Source organism: Lysinibacillus sp. SGAir0095 (assembly GCF_005491425.1).
Lineage (GTDB): Bacteria > Bacillota > Bacilli > Bacillales_A > Planococcaceae > Ureibacillus.
This window is the reverse complement of sequence record NZ_CP028083.1, coordinates 1,002,291-1,024,992: the sequence shown is the minus strand read 5'-3', so window position 1 is coordinate 1,024,992 and position 22,702 is coordinate 1,002,291. Positions and strand designations below refer to the sequence as shown.

The window sequence follows — 22,702 nt, the reverse complement described above, 5'->3', positions numbered from 1 at the left end:
GTTACCTAATTGCCCAACCTCCTTGTAAAATGAGCATAAAAAAATGAGCAACTCTATTTGGAGTTGCTCATTTGCACTTTATCTGATTCCTAATGCCATTTTTGCGTACCGTGACATCATGTCTTTTGACCATGCTGGCTGCCAAACAATATTGACATCAACTTTCTTAACTTCAGGTAACTCACCTAAGGCAGTGTTTACTTGGTCAACGATAACTGGACCAAGTGGGCACCCCATAGATGTTAGCGTCATTGTGACAGTCGCTAACCCTTCTTCATCTAAATCTACTTCATATACTAAACCTAAGTTGACAATATCGATACCAAGCTCAGGATCAATTACGTTTTCTAAAGCACCCAACATGCTTTCTTTCATGTCTTCACTGATTGCCATTTCTTTATTTCCCCCTTCTCTATAGTGTTAACTCTATCATAGCAAATGAAATTATTTATGCCAAATGTTGTGAAAGAAACGAAGTGACTGCAAGCACACCACTACGCGGTACTTTATGTCCTGAGCTTTTGGATTCAACAAATTTTAATTTCTCAGGTGATTGTTCATAGTGTGAACGTAATTGCGTATAAAAATGATATGTATTTTTGAATGGTACAGTCACATCTTTATGTCCATGCCAAAATATCACTGGTCTTTGTTTGAAGCGGTTCAGATTCTTTGTTATATCATATTCTGACAATTGATTTAAAATTGCTTCTTTTTGTTTTTCATCAAACGGTAATTTAACTCCCATTTTTCCGAATTGTTCCAACTGATAATTAGCTAACTCAACATACCCCGGAGCACCCATACATATTGCCGCAGTACTTATCCAATCATATGAATTTAAACATCCTGCAGTAACGATCCCGCCCATGGATGAACCAGCTATCCCGATTTTAGAATCTCCAAATCCTCGAATCTTTAGTTCCTCATATATGGTATTTACTTCATGGATGGATTTCATGACAATCTCCCAAAAGTGAATATTCATTTTAACCTCAGAAAGCTGTTCATCACGGACACCGTGTAAATAGGCATCAGGCATTATGACACGAACGCCATTTTGTACTAATTGATAAGCGTAGTGTAAGTTATGCTCCTTTGCACTTTGAAAGCCATGAAGAAAAATTACAACAGGCGTCTGTTCATTCATTGAATCATCATAAACATGTAATAAAGGGATTCCTTTCCACATATCATCTTGAACATACATTTTCTTTCACCTCTAAACCATATTGTAAAAACTATTTTATTTACTAAATAGTTTTTCTAAAGCTAATATTTTCGTCAATATAGAAAAAACTATTCTTAATAATCATATCATTGGTGGAAAATTTATGCTAAAAATAGGATGCAGATTATCAATTTTTGACTAAATATATCCAGAAGGATAAAATTTAAAAGAGAAAGAAAGGAGAATTCCTTCATGAAACAACATTTAATTGTGTTAGATTTAGATGGTACTTTATTAACGGATGAGAAAAAAATATCTGACAAAACAAAGGAAACTTTATTCAAAGCAAAGGAAGCAGGCCATCAAGTGATGATTGCCACTGGTCGCCCATTCCGTGCGAGCCAGCTGTATTATAATGAACTATTGCTAACTACTCCAATAGTAAACTTTAATGGTGCACTTGTTCACCACCCTAAAAATGCAGGATGGAAAACGCTCCATTCTCCAATTGATATAAGTGTCGTTCATGATGTTGTGGACTCAGTCGATAAATATCAATATGAAAATTTGATTGCAGAAGTGATGGACGATGTATTTATTCATAATGAGGATAATCGCATGATGGACATTTTTAATATGGGAGATCCTCGAGTGACAATCGGTAACTTGCGAGGTAGCTTAAACGAAGATCCTACAAGCTTACTCATTCATGCAGATGAAGCTAATGTTCCGATTATTCGTGACCACTTAGCAAGCGTACATGCGGAGTTAATCGATCATCGCCGTTGGGGTGCACCATTCCATATTATTGAAATTGTACGAAAAGGGTTAAATAAAGCAGTGGGAATTTCTCATATTGCGAAAGACTTAAATATCCCACGAGACCGCATTATTGCATTTGGTGATGAGGATAATGATTTAGAAATGCTTGAATACGCAGGTCTTGGCGTTGCCATGTCAAATGGAATTGATGATTTAAAAAATATTGCCAATGAAATTACTTTAAGTAATAACGAAGATGGCATTGCCAAATTCCTAATAGAAAGACTAAAATTGTAAGTATAGATAAGTTTGGAAATATTCTATTTCCTTTAATTCACAAAATCAATACAAGCTTGCAGTTCACATAAAAACGTTCAAAGGAGGTATGTATATGAAAATTTTTGCAGATAGCGGCAGCGATTTACCAAAAGAGTTTTTTACTGAAAATAATGTAGAACTCTTTACACTTCGAGTGGATTTAAATAATCAAGAATACAATGATATCTTGGATATTGACCCAAAGGTTGTATACGATGCAATGAGAGAAGGTGCGGTTCCAAAAACTTCTCAAGTGTCGCCTGAGGCTTTCTTAAATCAATTTGAAACCCTGGCAAAAAATGATGAAGAAGGGATTTATATCGCCTTCTCCTCAAATTTATCGGGTACATATAACACTGCGGTAATGATTGCCTCTCAGGTACGCGAAAATTACCCAAATTTAAAATTAAAAATCATTGATTCCAAGTGTGCTTCATTAGGCCATGGATTGCTAGTGGTAGAAGCTGTTCGTTTACGCGACCAAGGTCTATCATTTGATGAGATTACTCAAAAAATTACGTACATGGCAGAACACATGACTCACCTGTTTACAGTTGAGAACTTAAACTACTTAGCTGCCGGGGGAAGACTTTCAAAATCGAGTGCATTTATCGGTGGTCTTTTAAGTATTAAACCGATTCTACATGTAGAAGATGGTAAGCTTATTCCTCTCGAAAAAATTCGAGGTCGTAAAAAAGCGATTAATCGGATAATTGAACTAATGGCAGAGCGTGGTGGTGAATTCTCGAATAAAACTGTGGGAATTAGCCATGGGGATGATTTAGAGTTTGCTAAAGAAGTACAAACGTTAATCGAAGAGAAGCTGCAACCCAAATCCTTCAAAATCACAATGATCGGCTCGAGTATTGGTGCTCATGCAGGCCCTGGTACGATAGCCATCTTCTTTACAGATAAAGACTACTAATTGATTTTTCGAGTTGTTTCCTAAAGAAACAGCTCGTTTTTTTATAATGTTAAATTTAAGATTAAGGAGGAAATCATTAAAAAAGATGAATCCAAGGAGTTTTGACGCTCCTGAATTCATCTTTTGGTAATTAGTTAGCTACTGGTTCTTCAGCAACTAATTCAATTTCATGTAATTCTGTTGGTTCTGCATAGTCAACACTGTAATTTTTCACACGTTTGTTAACTGGGAAGATCTCATAACGGAATTGCATTGGAATTGTTGTTGCAACTTCCTCGATATGTTGTTGGAAGATTTTGAACTGGTTCGCACGGAATTCAGTGTCAAATGCTTCAGGAGAATCGATCGCTGTAACAGCAGATTGTAATTCTTCTGAAGTATAACGGCTGAAGTTAAATGCATCTACCTCTCCATATAAACCTGATGGAGATGGGTTAGTACCAGTTCCCCAAGCACCCATGAAGATATCGATTTCAGGGTCGTCAGCTTCAACCATATCATAGAATGCGTTGAATTCGATTAAACGGCCAGTCGATAATGTAACATTTAAACCTACATCAGCCCAGTTTTGTAGGTAGAATGAGATAATCTCTTCTTGAGTCGCATCACTTGCCATTGCAGCTAATTTAATTTCTAATTTTTCACCGTTTGGATCTTCACGTAATCCGTCTCCGTCTACATCCTTATAGCCTGCTTCTTCTAATAAAGCAATAGCTTTTTCTGGATCATAAGTGTATCCTTCTAATTCACCATCATAGAATGATTCAAATACTGGTGGAATTAAAGAATTCGCACGCTCACGTAAGTTTTCGTAGAATACTTCAGATACTTGTTCGATATCTAATGCATAACCCATAGCTTGACGTAATTGTTGGTTACCCATTTTTGAATTTTCCATATCTGTTACTACTTTTCCTGCTTCAGTATCAAATTTACCTACTTTGAATCCAACGTAAGAGTAGTAAAGCTCTGGACGACCTAAAACTGTAATGTTGTCAAAGTCTTTAATTTCTGCCATTTTTGTTGCATTAAAGCTTTGAACGATATCATAATCACCTGAACCGATTGCTACCGAAATTGAGCTTGATGGAACCACTTTCACGACAACTCCGTCAAGTTTTGGTTCACCTTCCCAGTAGTTTTCGTTTTTCACGTAAGATACAGATTCACCTGGTACGATTTTATCGATTTTGAAAGGCCCTAATGTTACAGGATTTTTACGAACTGCATCAGCTTCAACTAATTCACCTACTGGAATATCAGCAATTTGATGAGCTGGAGCTGCGTAAGTCCATAGACCGTCACCACCATAGAAAATTGATGGAGATAATTGTTTAAAGCTAATTTCTAAAGTTAAATCATCAATTTGTTTAAGACCTGAAATTGTATCAGCAGTACCTGCATGATACTCTTCAGCACCAATAATATTTTGGAATTGAGAATCGTAACGAACACCAGTATAATCTTTGTGGCCAATAATATGGTAAGGTAAAATTACGTCTTCAACAGTTAACGGTTCACCGTCAGACCATTTTACACCTTCACGTAGTTTAACAGTTGCTTTGTTATTTTCTTGGTCAACCTCTAAAGATGCGATCCCTTCATCAGTAATCATGAAGTTTCCATCAACATCGAAAAGTGAGTTAGAAACCCATGCCATTAATTCAGAATCATAAGCATCTTCATAAAGTTCCCAGTTGAAAATCCCTTGGAAAGGCTCATCTTTAACCATTGCAACTTGAAGAGTTCCCCCTTCGATTGCTTCCCCATCATTTGTTACAGCAACTTCAAATAGTTTATCTGAAGTTTCAGTTGCAGTTTCTGTTCCTTCAGTTTCTTCTGTTGTTGTGTCTGCTGGTTCTTCTGTTGTTGTTCCACCTTCCTCACTATCATTACAAGCTGCTAAAACTAGTAATAATGAGAAAAGTGCTGCAAATAATAACCACTTAGTTTTCTTCATTGCTTTTCCTCCCTTTTTTCATTTTTGTACCTATGAGATTTATTTATAATAAAACATATTTACTTATAATTTTGTAAATATGGTGGTACCCCTGTTGCATCGCAGTAATTTAAAAACATAAAATATTCAGATATCAAAAACTAAAAATATAATCAATATTTATCCTAATCGTTGACGAGAATCTGCTGCCCTTCTTAATGCTTGACCAACATAGTTGATTCCTAACATCATTAAAAGAATAAATAATGCTGCAGGTAACCAAACCCACCAATACTGTTGCAATACAAGTGGATTATTGGCACTAGCTACTAGGGTTCCTAGAGATGGTACTGAAAGTGGTAACCCAAACCCTAAATAAGATAAACCTGTTTCAATTCCAACATTCCCTGCAAAGTTTAATGTCATTTCAACAATTATGATTGAACTTAAATTTGGTAATACTTCTCGGACAATAATAACAAAATCACTTGTACCAAGGGTTTTTGAAGCCTGTACATAATCGCGTCTGCTCTCCGATAGTGCCTTAGAACGGATAAGCCTTGCCGTACCAGTCCATAGGAAGAGACTCATAATTAAAACGAATGCTCCAACAGTATATTTTGGTACTACTGTAATAAATACGATGATTAACATTAATTGTGGAATTGTAATGAAAAAGTCAATAATCCTCATAAACAGATTATCAATCCATCCACCAAAGTAACCGCATATTAAACCTACTGCTACACCAAATACTCCTGTGATAAGCGTAATAGCAATAGCGATTGTCATAGAGTTTCTAGCTCCGATAATAATTTGACCAATGATATCCTTACCACCTTGGTCTGCTCCAAGTAAAAATTTCTCGCCAGGTGCTGCAAATTTATCTCTTAAGCTAACACGAAGTAATTGTTGTTGATCAATACCCAGCCATGCCCACATAAAGATACCTATAATCACAAGCACAATCGCGATTAATGAGAACATAGCTAATCTATCTTTCATAAACTCTCGAAAAACTACCTGCATTCCAGTAGGAGGAGAGTTTACATAATTAGTATTCATTGTTTTTTGATTTTTCTTTGCCATTCTGGATCCTCCTTCACTTTTTTAGTTTTGTCTATTCAATCCTTATGCGAGGGTCAACAATACTCATAATAATGTCGGATAATAGACTTCCTAAAAGAGCTAAGAATCCAAATAACATAACTAATGCTGTAATGACAGAATAGTCACGGGATAAGATAGAACTTACGAATAATTGCCCCATCCCAGGATAACCAAAAATTGTTTCAATAAAGATGGATCCACCTAATAATCCTGTAATTGTAAATCCTAAAAACGCTGCAATCGGAAGTAAAGAATTACGGAAAATATGTTTTGAATACACTTTTCTCATCGGAATCCCTTTACTTCGAGCAGTACGTACATAATCCATTGCCTTGGCATCAATTATTTCAGAACGCAGATATTGAATAATACCTGTTGTTCCCAAGATAGCGTACGTAATAGATGGTAGAATAATATGATAGAACTTGTTCCAGAAATAACCGAAAGTTCCGGAATCGTATTTAACATCTACACTACCACTTGTAGGGAACCATTCCAATTTGTAGCCAAACAAGAATAAGAAAATCAAACCTAAGACAAATGTAGGGATTGCATATGTAACAAAACTATACAGTACAATCGTTTTATCTAAACGAGAGTTTTGATATCTTCCTGCTAATATGCCTAATGGTATAGCGATTAAATAAAGTAAAAGCACACTCAATAATGATAGCCAGAACGTATTCAGTGCCCGTTCACCAATTAGGGCTGCAACATCCCTTTTGAACGTATAACTAAGACCAAAATCACCTTGGAAGGCATTTCCCATCCATCTCAAATACTGAACATGTACTGGATCATTTAATCCTGCTTTTTCAGTTAATTCTGCAATACGAGCTGGGTCGGTTTGAGGTGTAATTAAACCAGTAAATGGATCACCAGGCATATTTTTCGCTAAGATAAAGATGATAATACTCAATACGAATAATTGTGGAATCATGATTAGAACTCTTCTTACAATTGTTTTCCACATACTACAAGACCCCCTTCACTTGTGAAGTAGCCGCTACATAATGAGAGTTTGAGACTTGTAATAAATCAAATACTCGTTCATTTTCATCAAAATAATTCTTATGTTCTGCTTGATAATTTTGTTCTACGCGGATTCGTTCACGTTTTCGATTTTCTCTTCCAACTGGTGAAACTTCTGGTATTGCAGAAAGTAAACGTTTTGTGTAGATATGCTGTGGGTTTGTATAAATATCATCTTTTGTACCCGTTTCTACAAATCTACCTTTATACATTATGGAAATATGGTCACACATATGTTTAACAACACCCAAATCGTGGGATATAAATAAATAGCTGAGTCCAAATTCATTTTGAATATCCTTCATAAAGTTCAATACTTGGGCTTGAACAGATAAGTCAAGTGCCGAAACGGGTTCGTCTGCAATAATTAGTTTAGGATTTGTTGCGATTGCACGTGCAATCCCTAGACGTTGTTTTTGTCCTCCAGAGAATTCATGAGGATACTTAAACTTCGCATCTTCAGGCATCCCAACAATCTCAAGCAATTCACTAATTTTTCTCTCTTCTTCTTTTGGCGTAAGGCTAAGGAAATTACGAATTGGTTCTGCAATAATATCCTTTACTCGTTTACGAGGATTCAAGCTTGAATGAGCATCTTGGAATATCATTTGAACATCACGATTAAAAGAAGATTTCCGACTTCTTCTTCTGTTTGTTACGTCTTCACCTTCGTAAATGATACTGCCATTCGTAATCTTCTCTAGACCAATTAGAGCTTTCCCTGTTGTGGATTTTCCACAGCCAGATTCCCCAACTAATCCATATGCCTTTCCTCTTTCAAATTCCATAGTAATACCATCAACTGCAAGTACTTGGTCTATAACAGTATTGAAGAATCCGCCGCGAACAGGATAGTGAACTTTTAAATCATTTATTTGCATAAAGCTCATGTGTCCCGCCCCCTTTATCCGTTTTGAAATTAAACTCTTTCCAACATGTACAGCGGACAAAATGTCCTGGTGAAATTTCATGAAGTGCTGGATTTTCCTCATGGGCTTCTGCTGGTATCCATGGAATACGAGTAGAGAAGCGACAGCCAGACCGTGGAAGGTTCATTAATGAAGGAACAATACCTTCAATTACATTTAATCGCTCTGATTGTGAATTCATCTGAGGTATTGAGTTAAACAAAGAACGAGTATAAGGATGCTTAGGATTTTCAAACAATTCTTCTACCGTTGCTTCTTCAATAATTTCTCCTGCATACATAACTGCTACACGGTCTGCAACTTCTGCAACTACCCCTAGGTCATGGGTAATTAGTATAATACCCGCTTCTGTTTCAGCCTGTAAATCGATCAATAAATCTAGAATCTGAGCTTGAATCGTTACATCCAATGCTGTAGTTGGCTCATCCGCAATGATGATTTGAGGTTTACAAGCAATTGCTATTGCAATAATAACCCTTTGTCTCATACCACCTGATAATTGGTGCGGGAACTGCCGAGCTACACGTTCTGGATTGCGAATCCCTACTTGCTGCAATAATTCTAGTACTCTATTATCTCTCTCCGTCTTATTTAGCGTAGTATGATAGTTTAGACCTTCTTCAATTTGCTCTCCAATACGCATAAGCGGATTTAATGCTGAGAGAGGATCTTGGAAAATCATACTAATTTGAAAACCTCGAATGTCGTTCATTTCCTCTTCTGAAAGAGCTGCCAGGTTTTTATTATCGAATAATATTTCGCCTTGTACGCGCGTTTTATTCTGGTCGTAAAGACCCATAACAGATGTTGCAAGTGTACTCTTGCCACACCCTGATTCACCTACGATTGCAAGTATTTCATTTTTCTTTACTGTTAATGAAACGCCGTCCACTGCATCGTAAAATGTATCTTTAATACGAAATCCAGTATGTAAGTTATTAATCTTTAAAAGTTCATTTCCTTTCAAATTAACTCTCCTTTCTAGTAATCGTGATGGTTTTAATTTGAATTTTACAAATTTTCAAATTATGCAATATCTCCAAATTATTAAATAACTACTAATATTCTTAATTTTTTTGTATTCTTGCAATAAATTATATATTCCTGTAACAAATGAAGTCAATAAAATTTAGTTTTATTTTTCAGAAATAACTAAAAATTGAACCTAAATCATGAGTAATGGCCCATTTCTGAACAAAAAATGAATCGAAATTTTTTCAACATAATAATTTTACAAAGTAAAAAAAGGTAAAATTACAGAAGTAATTTTACCTTTTTTCTCTATTATTGTTCTGCTCTTCTTCTTTTACCGCGTTTAATAATGGCTACTATAAAGGCGATAAATAAAATATAGACAATCGCTAATGCTGCTAAATAGCCTTTGTTGATACCTCGTTCTTCTTTCACCTGGAAAATCTCAACAATTTCCCGATCTAGAATAATAGGGTAATTACCATCCTTGTTCACTCGAATCGTGTCACTGTCCAACAAAGCATGAAGCTCTTTATCTGGTCCTAGATCTTCTTCTGATATATCAATTCTATTTGTTTTCCCAGTATTATTGATGACAACAATCCATCTTTCCTTATCAGAGTAACGCTCGAATGCTAAGTAGCCATTTTCATTTTTAAGTAGCTTAAATTCACCATTTCTTAGAGTTTCAGATTGGGAACGTAATGTTTGAACATCTCCAATAAGGTCAATCATCTCTTCATCCGTTTTAAAATTATAAAGCTGATGTGCTTCCGCTCCTGCTTTACCATTCATAATCAGTTCAGTTCCATATTGCGTTACAGGAACACCTGGTAATAGTAAGGTAGCGACAATCCCCATTCGCGTTCTCGTTGGAGGATAAGCTTCAACAGTTAACGTGAAACGGTCTGTCAATAAATTATCAAGCATTAGCTGAGCAGGTGCTTGTTCCCCTTTTACATATGGTTCAATATTCGTTAAAAGATTAGATGAATCTTGGTCTACATTTTTATATACATTACGGAAAGATTCAGTAGTTTCCGAAAAATACTTTGCATCAAAATTCGCATCGCTTTCCTCGTTCGAAATGACATAGAACCCTTCATTACCATCTTTAATAGCTGCAATCAATTCATTTACAAATTCTGTATCTGCGTTAGACAAGTTTGTAAGTCGAACGCCTCCAACATCATACGTTGAGACAAAATCTACTACCGCGTCTAGCAAAGCTTGCTGAACTTCCTCATTTTGCAAATCCCATTGCACCTTGCCTTCTGAAGTACCTGCAATCCATTCGGCTTTTGCTGGATCTTGTGCCCATTCATGATTTTCACTTACATTGGTTAAAGGGAAATCAATCATAACTTTTACATTACTTTTAGAAAAAGTATTGATTACTTCTTTCAGTTCGTCTGCTGTACCGAAATGCGGTTCAATCTCACGATAGCTGGTTACCATGGAGCCGTCATATTTTTCCGTTTTGAAAACTGAGCCAATTGAGACAATACTATAGCCCATATCTGTTATTAAGGAAAATTTATCAATTAAACCTCTAAAGTCCCCACCTGCAAATTGAGTGTTATCTTTTGGGTTTGCATTGTAATCGTTTTCTGAAGTAGCGTTAAAATAACGGTCTACTAATAAATCATATATTGTTTCGTCTGCAATCGTTTTTGTTTCTTGCGCTTTCGCAACTGTCGTGAAAGAAAATGTTGTAGCGAATAAAGCTGACGCCACTGTGGCGCTAATCCATTTTTTTAACTTCAAATTATCCCTCTCCTATCAAATGGCCCTCGCTATTTTACGTCCCAAGCACCAGGCGGTAACTTCATCACTCTCATCAAAAATGAATGAAGTTAAGACATACCTTCGCCATTTTACCAAAAAAAATTGACCTTCTGCTATCATTTACTAGGAAAACAGGAAATACAATTGATAAATGCGACAAAACCGTGAACGTGTCAAAGTCTACTTGCTACTTGAAATTATTAGTCCTACTCAGGAATTGGTCATAAGATTTTTTGTTTCAATTAAAAAATCGCAAAGTACAAAAGTACCCTGCGATTCTCGATTTATTAAGCTAAGAAATTGAAGCCCATTTGTAATTTGAAGCCCATAAATAATACTGCAAATAGAGAAATAGCAAATAGTGCCCAAAACATTGTAGTTGGCTTGTTTTTAGCTTGACGGACTAAAACCATTTCCATCATACCGATAACTAAAATCCCTAGAAGGAATTTAATGCCGTATAGCATCCCTTGTCCATAATCCATTGCTTCAATGAATAATGCACCACCAGTAATAATGACTAGGATATAGAACAAACGTAATGCCATGTGAATCCCTTTAGATTTTGAAGTAAATGCTGCCACGAAAAATAGTAATAAAGCAACTACCCAAGTGGTAATGTGTAAGTGTGTTGAGCTTGTTAGAAAGTCCATTTTGTTCCCACCTTATTTTTCTTTGTCAGCATTATCCTACCATAGGGATGTTTGTGTGTTCAAATATAATAGTATTTATTTACTTTATTGTACAAATCTTTACTATTTTTTTAGATTTTAGAGGGCTATTTACTAGACATTTATGGTTGTGATACAAATCGATTTGAAAGTGTTCCAATTCCTTGGATGGAAACTTTTACTTCATCTCCTACTTTTAAGAAGGTTGGTGGATTCATTCCTTTACCAACCCCAGCAGGAGTACCAGTTAAAATTACATCACCAGGCTCCAGCGTTACATATTGAGATAGAGTTGAAACTAACTCTTCTAAAGAGAATACCATATCGTTTGTTGTACCATTCTGACGAACTTCCCCATTTACTTTTGTAACAACTGTTAAATTCTGAGGATCAGTAATTTCATCTTTTGAAACGATATATGGCCCAAGCGGACATGTACCTTCCAAGCTTTTTCCTAAGAAATACTGGATATGGCGTTCTTGTAAGTCGCGTGCTGTAATATCATTTGCAATTGTATAGCCGAAAATGTAGTCAAAGGCAAGGTTTTTTGGAATATCTTTCCCTTTCTTTCCTATTACTATAGCAAGTTCACCTTCGTAATCAAGTGAACTTGTTTTCCCTTCGTGAATTGGTAATTGTTGTCCATCAGCAGCAATAGATGTTGGTGATTTTGTAAATACCACCAAATCTAACGGAGCAGCCTGTGCCCCCATTTCTTTCGCATGCTCATTATAGTTTTTACCAATACATAAAATATTCTTTGGCGTTCTTGGAATAGGCGAAAGCCACTCAATTTCTGAAAATGAAAGTTTATATTTTTCAGCCTCAACAGTATTATTTGCTGCTTCAACTAATTTACGAATTTGTTCAACAAAGTCAAAACCTAATGCAATTCCATCAATAATCTGTGTTGGAAAAGAAGGGAGAATTTTAAGCTCTTCTTGTATAGCTAGAACATCCCAAACTGCTTCCTCTTTTTTCACTTTCGGCCCGAATTTCACTTCTCCATTTAATTTGAACGATAAAATCTTCATAAATAAAGGCTCCTTCTTTTTTCCTTTGTAGTCTTCACATTCCTCGTATTTTCAAACTAATCAAAAGAATGCTAGATTAGTATCATCATACATCAAATTTTCTGAAATTGCTCACTTTTCCGATAGGAAATTTTTAACATTTGGTTAACGTCCACTACCAAGCAATTCTGATTGCTAAAAACTAACATCCACTCTCTTAATGGTTCATCTATACGTTAATTTCTTAACTAATAGCTCTATTGGTCCTTGTTTGAACTTTATAAACCAAAGCTCTGCAATGATGACTTGGATTACAAAAATTCCAATTGCAATCAATGTTCCCATCTGTACATCCACTTCTCCATACAAGCCAAATCCAAAATTATAGAATATTAGTGTACAAATAATAGATTGCATAAGGTAAAGTGTAAGTGACATCCGTCCAGCCTTAGCAAGAGGCTTAAGAAGCTTTGGTATTACAGGAATCATGCATAGGCAAACAACAACCCCAATATATCCAATTGAAAGAATTGGCCCACCTACATAAACCTTTAAATAATCTAATAAATAAGTACGAGTAAATAAGAAAGGCGTACTTTTAATAAAAAGACCTAACGCTAAACAAATAACTGTCAATGTAATCCAAAATCCTTTTAGCTCTTTTCCTCTTTCAATTAAACGCCATTTTGCGAAAGCTGCACCAATCAGCATATATGGAAGAATTGTCAACAAGGAAGAAATCCACATAGCAATTCCCATTTGCAGCGACAAATCATCCAATCTTTGCAGAAAAGCATCTGTCCAGCTACCAATCCCATAGGCGGAAATTGCATTGTTAATCATTGTTATATCAACTGCCTGCTCTTCAATCTCCATATTCGCCATTCCTGATAATGCAAAAATGCCTATGAAAAATAGCTGCATGATGCCATTGATTACAAATCCAAAAGTTAATAACCAGCCACTACCGAAACGGAGGAATAGAATTAGAAAAAAACCACAAAAGGCATACATCGTTAAAATATCTCCCCACCAAATGAAAAACGCGTGCATCAAACCAATTATTAGCAAAATTACTAAACGTTTTGGGGCAAATTTATAAAAGCTTATACCTGTTCGTTCAGCCTTCATAAATTGCATCGCTAACCCATAGCCAAACAGCATCGAAAATAATGGATAGAAGCTGCTCTGCACGTAAATATCCAATGTTTGATGCCATATAATATCCTTCGCTTCTGTAAACCAGTTACCTAGATCAATATGGGGCATCGGTAAATAAAAGGCGAACATGTTTACCAGTAGAATTCCCAATAAACTAAATCCGCGCAAAATATCGAGAGAATCGACCCTCTCATTTAAAGTCGTAGGTTGAAAATTCACAATCGTTCTCCTTTTCTATAGAAAGAATAATAACCTGTTAAGGCTATTTTACATGATTACCCAACGTACGGTTGAAAAAAAGCCTATTAATTTTGTTAAAATTAATAGGCCTAAACTGTGGACAAAAACTCGTATACTGCTTAGGTTGTCTCCCTCGTCCGCTCATGATTTATTCTAAACGGGGGGAACTCTTGCTTGCCCGCCTTACGTGACAAGCGCTTTCGGATCAGACCTAGTGTCAGAAGATATTATAAAAAACCAATACAAGTAGAAGTTAATCTAGTCTGATTTCTTTCTCTGCATTATATAAATACAACACTTTCTCATCGACTTTTACTTGCAGGATCGTTTCAATTGCCTCAGTATATATTCTTAATTGAACACCATAGCGTTTTTTCATTTCATTTGTTAAAGAAGGTTCTTCTGTGAAAGCAGGTAAAATTTTATCTGTTTTATAATCGAGCAAAACCCATTTGCCTTCTTCATCTTGGAATAAACAGTCTAATATCCCCTGAATGATTTGTGAATCTCCCTCTTCATCTTCAATGCTTAAAGTAAATGGAATTTCCCGATACAATTGTTTTGCACCAGTAAAACGCTGTCCAATATTACTTAAAAAGAATTTATAAACCTTCTCAGGATTTACAACTTGTATCTCCTCTTCAGTTAGCAGTTTTCTTTCAACCAGCACTTTCAAGTAAGCGACAACTTCGTCAAGCTTAGTAAACCCTACTTTTGGTACATGCTGCATCACAGTATGTACAACAGTACCAATTTCTGTTGCTGATAATTTTTTCTCCTGTAAAAACAGCGGCCTTTTCTTAGCGGAAACAGTTTTCGTTTGCATTATTTGTGTCTCGGGTTCTTCCTCACGTTGTAAGCTTTCGATTCGTTTAATCTCAGAAACACTGGTTTTTGATTTTTTGGTTACAGAGCTTAAATGAGCATATGGCGTAGTATATTGCTTCTGTAATTTACTTAGCAATACTTCATCAACCTCTTGTACTCCCGGCTCTTCCAATTCACCTTCATCCTGTGAATATAATGCATTCATAAAGAAAGTATTCGAAATAGGTGAAATAACCCATTTGGATGCGTCGTCTATCGGCTTATACTCTTCATTACTAAATGCTTTAAAACTTTCATGTCTGGCAACTGCTGGTCCAACCCAATCCAAGTAATTCTTTGCACGTGCACGTAGATATTCTGGCAGCATGGCATCCGTTGGAAGGTGTTGAATCTCACACCACTTTGAACTGACTTTCTCCCAATCCTTCACAGTACCTACCAGGATTAATCGCTCCTTCGCCCTTGTCATTGCCACATACAATATACGCATTTCTTCTGCCTTTAACTCGAGTATCTTCTTTTCTTTCATCGCAAGAAATGGCAGTGACGTGTACATGATACGATCGTCTGGATCAATCGCCTTTACTGCTAATCCAAATTGTTGGTCAAACAAATAGGCATTATTAAAGTCCATTTGATTGAAACTTCGCCCTAACCCAGCTAAAAACACAACAGGATATTCAAGTCCTTTCGATGAATGAATTGTGACAAGACGCACTACATCATCCTTTTCTCCAATGGACTTAGCCACCCCTAAATCATCTCCACGAGAACGCATACGATCGATAAAGCGTAAAAAACGGAAAAGTCCGCGGAAAGATGTTTTCTCGTACATCAAGGCTCGATCATGCAGGGTCCTTAAATTCGCTTGTCGCTGTTTCCCATTTGTCATAGCACCAACCATTTCATAATAGTTCGTGTCTAGATAAATCTTCCATATTAAATCGGATAAAGAACCTCTCCGTGCTGAATTTCTCCACGTTTCAAGCTGGGTTAGAAACCTTTGAAGTTTCACAGCCGTATCCGTATTTAGACCAGATTGCTCTTCTTCAACAAATTGTTTTACAGCATCATAATAGGGTGCTTTACGATTAACCAAACGAATTTTAGCCAATTCGTTTTCTGTACAGCCGATAAAAGGCGCTCTTAATACTGAAGCTAAAGGAATGTCCTGGTATGGATTATCAACAATCTTTAGTACATTCAACATTACCATGACTTCAAGTGCTTCAAAGTATCCCTTTGAGGATTCTGCATATAAAGGAATTCCCGCGGACTTAAATTCTTCCACTAAATCATTGGACCAAGTCATGGAACGCATTAAAATCACAATATCACTATATTGCATAGGACGAACGCGTTTTGCTGGGTCTTTTTGTTTGGCATCATAAACCGTGGCTCCACTATCCATTAATTCACGGATACGTTTAATAATAAAACGTGCCTCTGCCTGAGACTTAAGAATTTCCTCTTCCATTTGAAAATCTGCTGCCGTTTCTTCCGTTGATTCTTCAATAGCATCATCGGGGTCTTCTTCGTATATAATTGCTAATTCAATTGGCATGTCCGCTTCATTATATGGAGCACCCGGCTTAAGACCAGCCTTTTCATCATAATGGATTTCCCCTACTGTCTCACCCATTATTTGCTCAAACACATAATTTGTCCCGTGTAAAACCTCTTTCCGACTACGGAAGTTTGCATTTAAGTCAATTTTTAAGCCATTTGAAATTGGGTCTTGTTCAAACAAATTGTACTTATTTAAAAAGAGCATTGGCTCGGCCAGACGGAAACGGTAAATTGATTGTTTAACGTCGCCCACCATAAATAAGTTTCCATCGATTTCGCTGCCACTTTTGACAAGCTGTAAAATCGTCTCCTGCAGCATGTTTGTATCCTGGTATTCATCGACTAACACTTCTTTGAATTTTTCTTTGAAATCCAATGCAACCGGGGATGGTTGTAGTTTCCCATCCTCCTCGACTGTTAAAATTTCTAAAGCATAATGCTCTAAATCCGAAAAATCAACTAATCCTCTTTGTAGCTTGGCTTCTTTAAATTTCTCACTAAAGCTTTCCGTTAACTCGACTAAAGTTTCGATAATCGGTGCCATCAACCGCATTTCCTCTAACAACCGGTGTGGTTTACGTTGAAAGAATGATTCTTTTAGTTGATTTACAATCTTTTTGGCTTGTTCTCTTTTCTTCTGCCCCATTTCCTTCAGTTCGGGATCACAGCTATCCTTTGGAATTCTAGCAATTCCTGGCCATTTTAACGTAGTGAAAAAATCATAAGCTTCCTGCCAAGTTCTATGGGTAATAATACGTCTTGCTTCCTCAATTAGCGCTGTATCCAACTTTGCTGTTTCTCCGTAAGGGGCTGGTCCATCCGGTTTTAAAGAATATTGACGCATTTCTTCGATATGGGCCAGTGCTTCTTCTAGACTAAATTTAATGGAATTTTTTAACGGTTCAATAAAAGGAAGCTCATCGATCGTCATATTTTCCGGTAAGTTATATTGCAAAGATAATGAATGTAACCATTTTGTTGGTTCAGGATGAACTCGTGACGTGTCATACAATTTATTGATCAATGTTTCGATAGCCTGGTCATCACGGTCAGATGTAAAACTATCCACTAATCGATAAACCGCATTTACTTTTGCTTCATCTTCTTGATCATAGGCTTCTTCCAAACATTGCGCTAAGACATCATCGCGAAGTAATGCTGATTCTCCTTCATTCGCAATTCGAAATCCTGGATCTATTTCGATTAGATAGGCATATTGGCGAACTATAGCTAAACAAAATGAGTGCAAGGTAGATATTTGTGCTTTATTTACTAAGCTAAGCTGTCTACGCAGATGCTGATTACGAGGGTCTTTGGCAATTTCTTTTTCTAAAGCCTCTGCCATACGATGACGCATTTCTGCTGCTGATGCGTTTGTAAAGGTTACAACTAGCAGCTCATCCACATCAATCGGATTATCACTGGAAATTACTTTTTCAATCATTCGATTAATGAGCACTGCAGTTTTACCTGAACCAGCAGCTGCTGAAACAAGGGTATCCTGTCCAGTAGCCCAAATCGCTTTCCATTGTTCATCCGTCCAGGTTACGTCAGGTTGTTTTTCAGGAATTGATAGTCCCATCGTTTTTCAACTCCTCTCTTATTTTCGAAACAATATTAGTCGGCTTATCTGCAGGAAGTTGATGATATAGCTGCTCGTGATCAGTCGGATCAAATTGACAAACCGATTTAAAGCTACAGTAATCACAAGCTGTGCGCCCCTTTAGGCGATAAGGCTGAATTCCTGTCTCGCCACTTAAAATGCCATCGCCAGCCACCTTATGTTTGTGTCTTACATATTGTTTAATTTGGCCCATATCACTTGGTTGAACAACACGTGATAATGAAGGGGAGGCTGTTCCATCTTTCTTTAAATAGACTGGAACTATTTTTGAGCTACCGCCCAGTTCCAAATCTTCGTCCATTGCAATTAATGATTCCGCATTTTCTGTAAGAAGACCCTTCATCCGATACTTTTTCATGCGTTCTAATTCAAGTGAGATTTCATCTACTTCCTGTTCCATTTTTAAAATTGGATTATGCACATGAACATAAAGTACTCCAGCAGGGTCCACATCGCCATCGAACCAAAGCTCAGAATTTTCAACAGCTACATCTAAATACGTTAATAACTGTAGTGAAATCCCATGGTAGACCTCATTCAAATCTAAATCGCGACTGGATGATTTGTAGTCAATGACACGCAAATAGGATTTTTCGCCAATTTTGGCACGATCTATTCGGTCAATTCGGCCTTGAATTCGCATTTTTCTTCCACCCGATAAGTCAATTTCTAAAGGCGGTAGCTTCTCATTAGGACCAAATGCCGCTTCAATAGCAACTGGTTTAAAGAAAGAGGTTTTAGCATGCTGTGATAGTGCCATCATTGTTCTTTCAACAATTCGAATTAATTTTCGTTGAATATAACGGTAGCGTGCACTGCTTAGTAAAATTTGATGGGAAAATACAGGTACAATCTGCTCTACCGCCTGACGAGCAAGCTGGCTGCATTGTACTTTGGTTAGACGATTCCATTGGAGGTTTAAACGCTCTGTTTCAAGCGTTATCCATTTTAAAGCCTCATGGAACAAATCACCCATCGCGAAATTTTCAAGTCGATAAACTGCTCGTTCTTCTAATCTCAATCCATACGTTGTGAAATGGGAGAACGGACAGCGATAAAATTTTTCTATACGTGACACACTTGAGGTTAACTCTGTACCATAAAGGCTTTCGGTAACTTCAGGCGAAAGTTTTTCGGCAACATTTTTCTTCTCCAAAGGTCGCATGACAGCTTGAAGTACATACTTCCAGTTTGCATTCTGTTCATAAAACGTCTTTAATGCCAGCCATTCGGGTGCTAGTTGTTGTGAGTACTCTGCCTGACGTAATTGCATCATTAAATAGGCAAGGGATGTTCTTGGATGCTGTAAGTAAGAAAGTGTATTTTTTGATTCCAATTCCTCAATCGGGTCATTAAGAACACGCTTATGGGGTAAAGTTTTAACTCCCCCTATTTCGAACAGCTTATGCAATCGATTTATATATAACGATGGCAGTAATGCTTTACTTTCTTCATCAGAGCTTGAATAAGTGACATAAAGTCTATCGGTAGGAGAAGAAAATGCACGATATATTAAAAATGCTTCCTGTAAAAGACGATGTTTTGAAGTTGGTGATAACTCGGTCTCTACTTCTGCAAACCAACCTCGCTCAATATCCGTAATCAATCCCTCATAGTCCATACGCATCGGATATACGCCATCATTCACACCTATTACAAACACGGTCCTTTTATTGTCAAAACGAGAAAATTCTACTGTCGAGACAGTTACTTCATCAACTGAAGGTGGGATTTTGGAAAATTGCAGCGTATCAAATCCTTCGTCTAATATTTGGGCTGCTTCTTCAAGTGTTAGCTTCTGATTCCCAAATAGAAGGGCAAATTGCTCTAATACATTGACCCACCGATTCCAAGCTTGATCATGTTCACTGGCGCCATGAAGGTCGTGCTCACTCAATTCAGTATTTTTTAAAGCCTGCAATTTTTCATAGACTTTCAGTTCATCTATGCAGCTATAAAGTGCCATCGCGATCTCCCGACCTGTTTCAGCTTTCTTTAGCTGTTCCTGTAGTCTTTCTAAAGGAGCCTTGATGATTTCTCTCATTTCATCTATCAGTTGCTGCATTTGAATTTCTTCATCCGTTTGTCTTTTGGAATAAAACTCTAGGCCGCGATATTTTTTATAAAACCATCTGGAATCCTCAAACCATCGATAGCCATATATCCCCTGAGCAATAACAAAGTTTTCGAAAAGGTCAGCCTTCTCTCGCATTACTTTCAAGTCACTGTTTAATGGAAAGAACAAATCCGTTTTAACACTTCTAAATACTGGCTCGTACTGCCAATTAGAAGAAGCTACTTCTAAAATCGAGCGACTGAATTCGATTAATGGATGATGTAGCATAGTCTCTTTTTCATTTGTGAAGAAAGGAATATTATATTGTGCAAATATAGTTTGTACTAACGGATCATAGATCTCTGCTTGACGATACATAATTCCAATATCTCGATAACGCATTCCTTCTTCTTGGACAATTCGACATATTTCCCGGGCAATCCCATGAATCTCCGCCCTTCTGTTTGCCCCTTCAATGATTTGAACAAATCCTTCTGATTGAATTGGAACGGCGACTGCTTGATGGAATTGCTCTTCAACATGCTGTAAATCCTGATTTTGAAAGCGATATTTATCTTCTAAATGAATACGAGGTTCAACTTCAAGTTGATTTTTGTATGCTTCTTGAAGTAATTTATCGAACATTACGGCAGGTCGATAAAAGACAGCTTGGTCATCATACTTATCGTTAGGATCCTCAAACGGCAATACTACGGTCACTCTTTTCGCTAAAGACATTAACTGTTTGACGATCTCAAACTCTCGAACAGTAAAAGCTGTAAAACCATCTATATAAATGTGTGCCTCTCTAATTTTTTCTGAATTATGCAGCTGTTCAAGGAGTATTGGATAAAAACCTTCACTATCAACGAAGCTATCTCCCAGGACCTCTTCTAATTTTGTCAAAATCAACTGCAAATCCTTTGTTTTTGCTATAAGTGTATTAGGAGCCGACGTTTCTTCTAATTGTTTAATTACCTCATTTAATGTCTCGCTATCAATGTTATATTGGCTAAACTCTTTAATAAGCTGTTCAATTTCTTTAGTAAATCCACGTTTATCTGCAGATTGACGGAATAAAGTAAACTGCTCCTTATTCTCGGCAAGTAAACGTCGAATGAGCATTCGATAACCAATTTTGTCGATTTGTTCCTTCGCAATTCCTCCTGTTTCTTGCAGGATATACCATGCTAAACGCTTAAACGTCATAACCTGTGCTCGAATAATTCCTTTTATATCATATTGATTGGTTAACATGTGCTCTGCTTGGTATGACATTTGGTCAGGAACGATTAAGTAAATTTGAGAGCCTAAAGGTCGTTCCTTTAATTCTTTTACGATTTCTTTGTGTATTAATGTAGACTTTCCAGTACCAGCTCGTCCACTGATCACTCGTAAAGACATGACGTTCCCCCCTCTTTCTATTGCATATATTATATTCCATTATAACAGAATGTACGTTCGTTTTTATAATATCTTTTTCTAATTGGAGTATTGATCAGGAAAATGAAAATCTAAAATATCATTCTATTATAATACTTTTTGTTAAGATTACTGATATCTCATTTAAAAAAGAGCGATTTATAACAATCGCTCTTTTTTAACAGACATTTTCATCTTTTTTTTATTGGCTACAGCTTTTAAGTCTTTTTCAACTTTTTTATTTAAATGCTTTTCGATTCCTTTACCGACAATCCATAATAGGAAGATTCCTACACCTGCTAAGATTAACTTTACTGGATCTGTTAAAAGTGCTTTTAAGTCGTAGCCTAGCACACTCATACTTGCAATCATGATGAATTTACCAGCCATAATGACAATTAAATAATATTTCTTCTTAATATTTGACAAACCAGCTACAATATTAACAAGGACTGATGGCGTGAAAGGAAAACAAAGTAAGATGAATAATGGGCTTAACCCTCTCATATCCACCCATCGGATCAATTTTTGGACCTTTTCTTTTCCTATAAAAACTTGAAGTTTTGGATGTCTACCAAATTTCCGCGTAAGTAAGAAAACTAAGTACGAACCTAGTACAGTACCTATCCATGACAGTAAAAATCCTATCCATAATCCATAGGAGCTGGCATTAGCAACTACAATCACAACTAATGGAAGGAATGGAAGAAAAGCTTCTATAAATGGAAGTAAAATACCTATTAGCGGTCCAAGTGTCCGATAATGCGCTGCCAAAGTTTCAATATTTTCAACTGTAAAAAAATCGTTCACATGTTCCACCCCGATTTTATGGAATGATACTACTTAATATCTTGCTGATTTTTTAAATGCTTTACTTTTATTAATAATGCATAAAGTGTGTAGATTTATTGTTACTATCTTTTGCAAGATTATCCAAAGTTAAACCGTTATTTTGATGATATTTTAACACTATTAATCTTTCTATTCCCCCAAAAAATACTTTTTAAAATGATTTTTCCTATATTTTTTATATGATTTTAATATAGTTGAATGGATATTTAAAGTGAATTTGCCAATCCGCTTATTAATAACGAAAAGAATGATGATTTGTTTCATTTTTTAATGTAAAACTAGTTTACTTAACACGAATATGTCTATTAATGTTAATATTT

16 protein-coding genes are annotated in these 22,702 nt (G+C 36.4%); 2 read left to right on the top strand and 14 right to left on the bottom strand.

Annotation, left to right across the window (positions count from 1 at the left end; genetic code table 11):
- Nucleotides 1-78: 78 nt before the first annotated feature.
- On the bottom strand, nt 79-393 hold the full coding sequence (locus tag C1N55_RS05050; protein WP_137727805.1) for a metal-sulfur cluster assembly factor: 315 nt from the start codon (nt 391-393) through the stop codon (nt 79-81).
- A 55-nt stretch (nt 394-448) separates the two neighbouring features.
- Nucleotides 449-1,210 (bottom strand): prolyl oligopeptidase family serine peptidase, encoded by a 762-nt coding sequence (locus tag C1N55_RS05045; RefSeq protein WP_137727804.1) that lies wholly within the window; start codon nt 1,208-1,210, stop codon nt 449-451.
- Between the two features lie 213 nt (nt 1,211-1,423).
- Between C1N55_RS05045 and C1N55_RS05040 the strand changes: the two genes are divergently transcribed.
- Nucleotides 1,424-2,230 (top strand): Cof-type HAD-IIB family hydrolase, encoded by an 807-nt coding sequence (locus C1N55_RS05040; protein WP_137727803.1) that lies wholly within the window; start codon nt 1,424-1,426, stop codon nt 2,228-2,230.
- Between the two features lie 94 nt (nt 2,231-2,324).
- Nucleotides 2,325-3,176 carry a DegV family protein gene (locus C1N55_RS05035; RefSeq protein ID WP_137727802.1) on the top strand — a complete coding sequence of 284 codons (852 nt, stop codon included), beginning with the start codon at nt 2,325-2,327 and terminating at the stop codon, nt 3,174-3,176.
- Nucleotides 3,177-3,306: 130 nt separating this feature from the next.
- Here C1N55_RS05035 and C1N55_RS05030 read toward each other — a convergent pair whose 3' ends face one another.
- From C1N55_RS05030 to C1N55_RS04975, 12 genes are all read right to left on the bottom strand, one after another.
- A complete protein-coding gene (locus C1N55_RS05030) occupies nt 3,307-5,136 on the bottom strand; it encodes an oligopeptide ABC transporter substrate-binding protein (protein WP_137727801.1) in 1,830 nt (609 codons plus the stop codon).
- Nucleotides 5,137-5,295: 159 nt separating this feature from the next.
- The gene (locus C1N55_RS05025) at nt 5,296-6,204 is read right to left on the bottom strand and encodes an ABC transporter permease (RefSeq protein WP_137727800.1); all 909 of its coding nucleotides are present in this window, start codon (nt 6,202-6,204) and stop codon (nt 5,296-5,298) included.
- A gap of 31 nt (nt 6,205-6,235) precedes the next feature.
- Nucleotides 6,236-7,198, bottom strand: a complete 963-nt coding sequence (gene opp4B / locus C1N55_RS05020; RefSeq protein WP_137727799.1) for an oligopeptide ABC transporter permease — start codon at nt 7,196-7,198, stop codon at nt 6,236-6,238.
- A 1-nt stretch (nt 7,199) separates the two neighbouring features.
- The gene (locus tag C1N55_RS05015; RefSeq protein ID WP_137727798.1) at nt 7,200-8,147 is read right to left on the bottom strand and encodes an ATP-binding cassette domain-containing protein; all 948 of its coding nucleotides are present in this window, start codon (nt 8,145-8,147) and stop codon (nt 7,200-7,202) included.
- Nucleotides 8,125-9,153: an ABC transporter ATP-binding protein gene (locus C1N55_RS05010; RefSeq protein WP_137727797.1), complete on the bottom strand. Its 1,029-nt coding sequence runs from the start codon at nt 9,151-9,153 to the stop codon at nt 8,125-8,127. Before C1N55_RS05010 ends, C1N55_RS05015 begins: the two co-directional genes overlap by 23 nt.
- Nucleotides 9,154-9,470: 317 nt before the next feature.
- Complete coding sequence (locus tag C1N55_RS05005) at nt 9,471-10,925, bottom strand: alpha-amylase family glycosyl hydrolase (protein WP_137727796.1); 1,455 nt, start codon at nt 10,923-10,925, stop codon at nt 9,471-9,473.
- A 308-nt stretch (nt 10,926-11,233) separates the two neighbouring features.
- Nucleotides 11,234-11,599 (bottom strand): YisL family protein, encoded by a 366-nt coding sequence (locus tag C1N55_RS05000; protein WP_137727795.1) that lies wholly within the window; start codon nt 11,597-11,599, stop codon nt 11,234-11,236.
- A gap of 140 nt (nt 11,600-11,739) precedes the next feature.
- Nucleotides 11,740-12,651 carry a fumarylacetoacetate hydrolase family protein gene (locus C1N55_RS04995; protein WP_137727794.1) on the bottom strand — a complete coding sequence of 304 codons (912 nt, stop codon included), beginning with the start codon at nt 12,649-12,651 and terminating at the stop codon, nt 11,740-11,742.
- Nucleotides 12,652-12,855: 204 nt separating this feature from the next.
- A complete protein-coding gene (locus tag C1N55_RS04990) occupies nt 12,856-14,010 on the bottom strand; it encodes a DUF418 domain-containing protein (protein WP_137727793.1) in 1,155 nt (384 codons plus the stop codon).
- A 274-nt stretch (nt 14,011-14,284) separates the two neighbouring features.
- Nucleotides 14,285-18,010, bottom strand: a complete 3,726-nt coding sequence (gene addA, locus C1N55_RS04985) for a helicase-exonuclease AddAB subunit AddA (protein WP_137727792.1) — start codon at nt 18,008-18,010, stop codon at nt 14,285-14,287.
- The gene (gene addB, locus C1N55_RS04980) at nt 17,991-21,512 is read right to left on the bottom strand and encodes a helicase-exonuclease AddAB subunit AddB (RefSeq protein ID WP_137727791.1); all 3,522 of its coding nucleotides are present in this window, start codon (nt 21,510-21,512) and stop codon (nt 17,991-17,993) included. The genes addA and addB overlap by 20 nt, the downstream gene beginning before the upstream one ends.
- Nucleotides 21,513-21,689: 177 nt before the next feature.
- Nucleotides 21,690-22,340 (bottom strand): TVP38/TMEM64 family protein, encoded by a 651-nt coding sequence (locus C1N55_RS04975; protein ID WP_137727790.1) that lies wholly within the window; start codon nt 22,338-22,340, stop codon nt 21,690-21,692.
- Nucleotides 22,341-22,702: the final 362 nt, after the last annotated feature.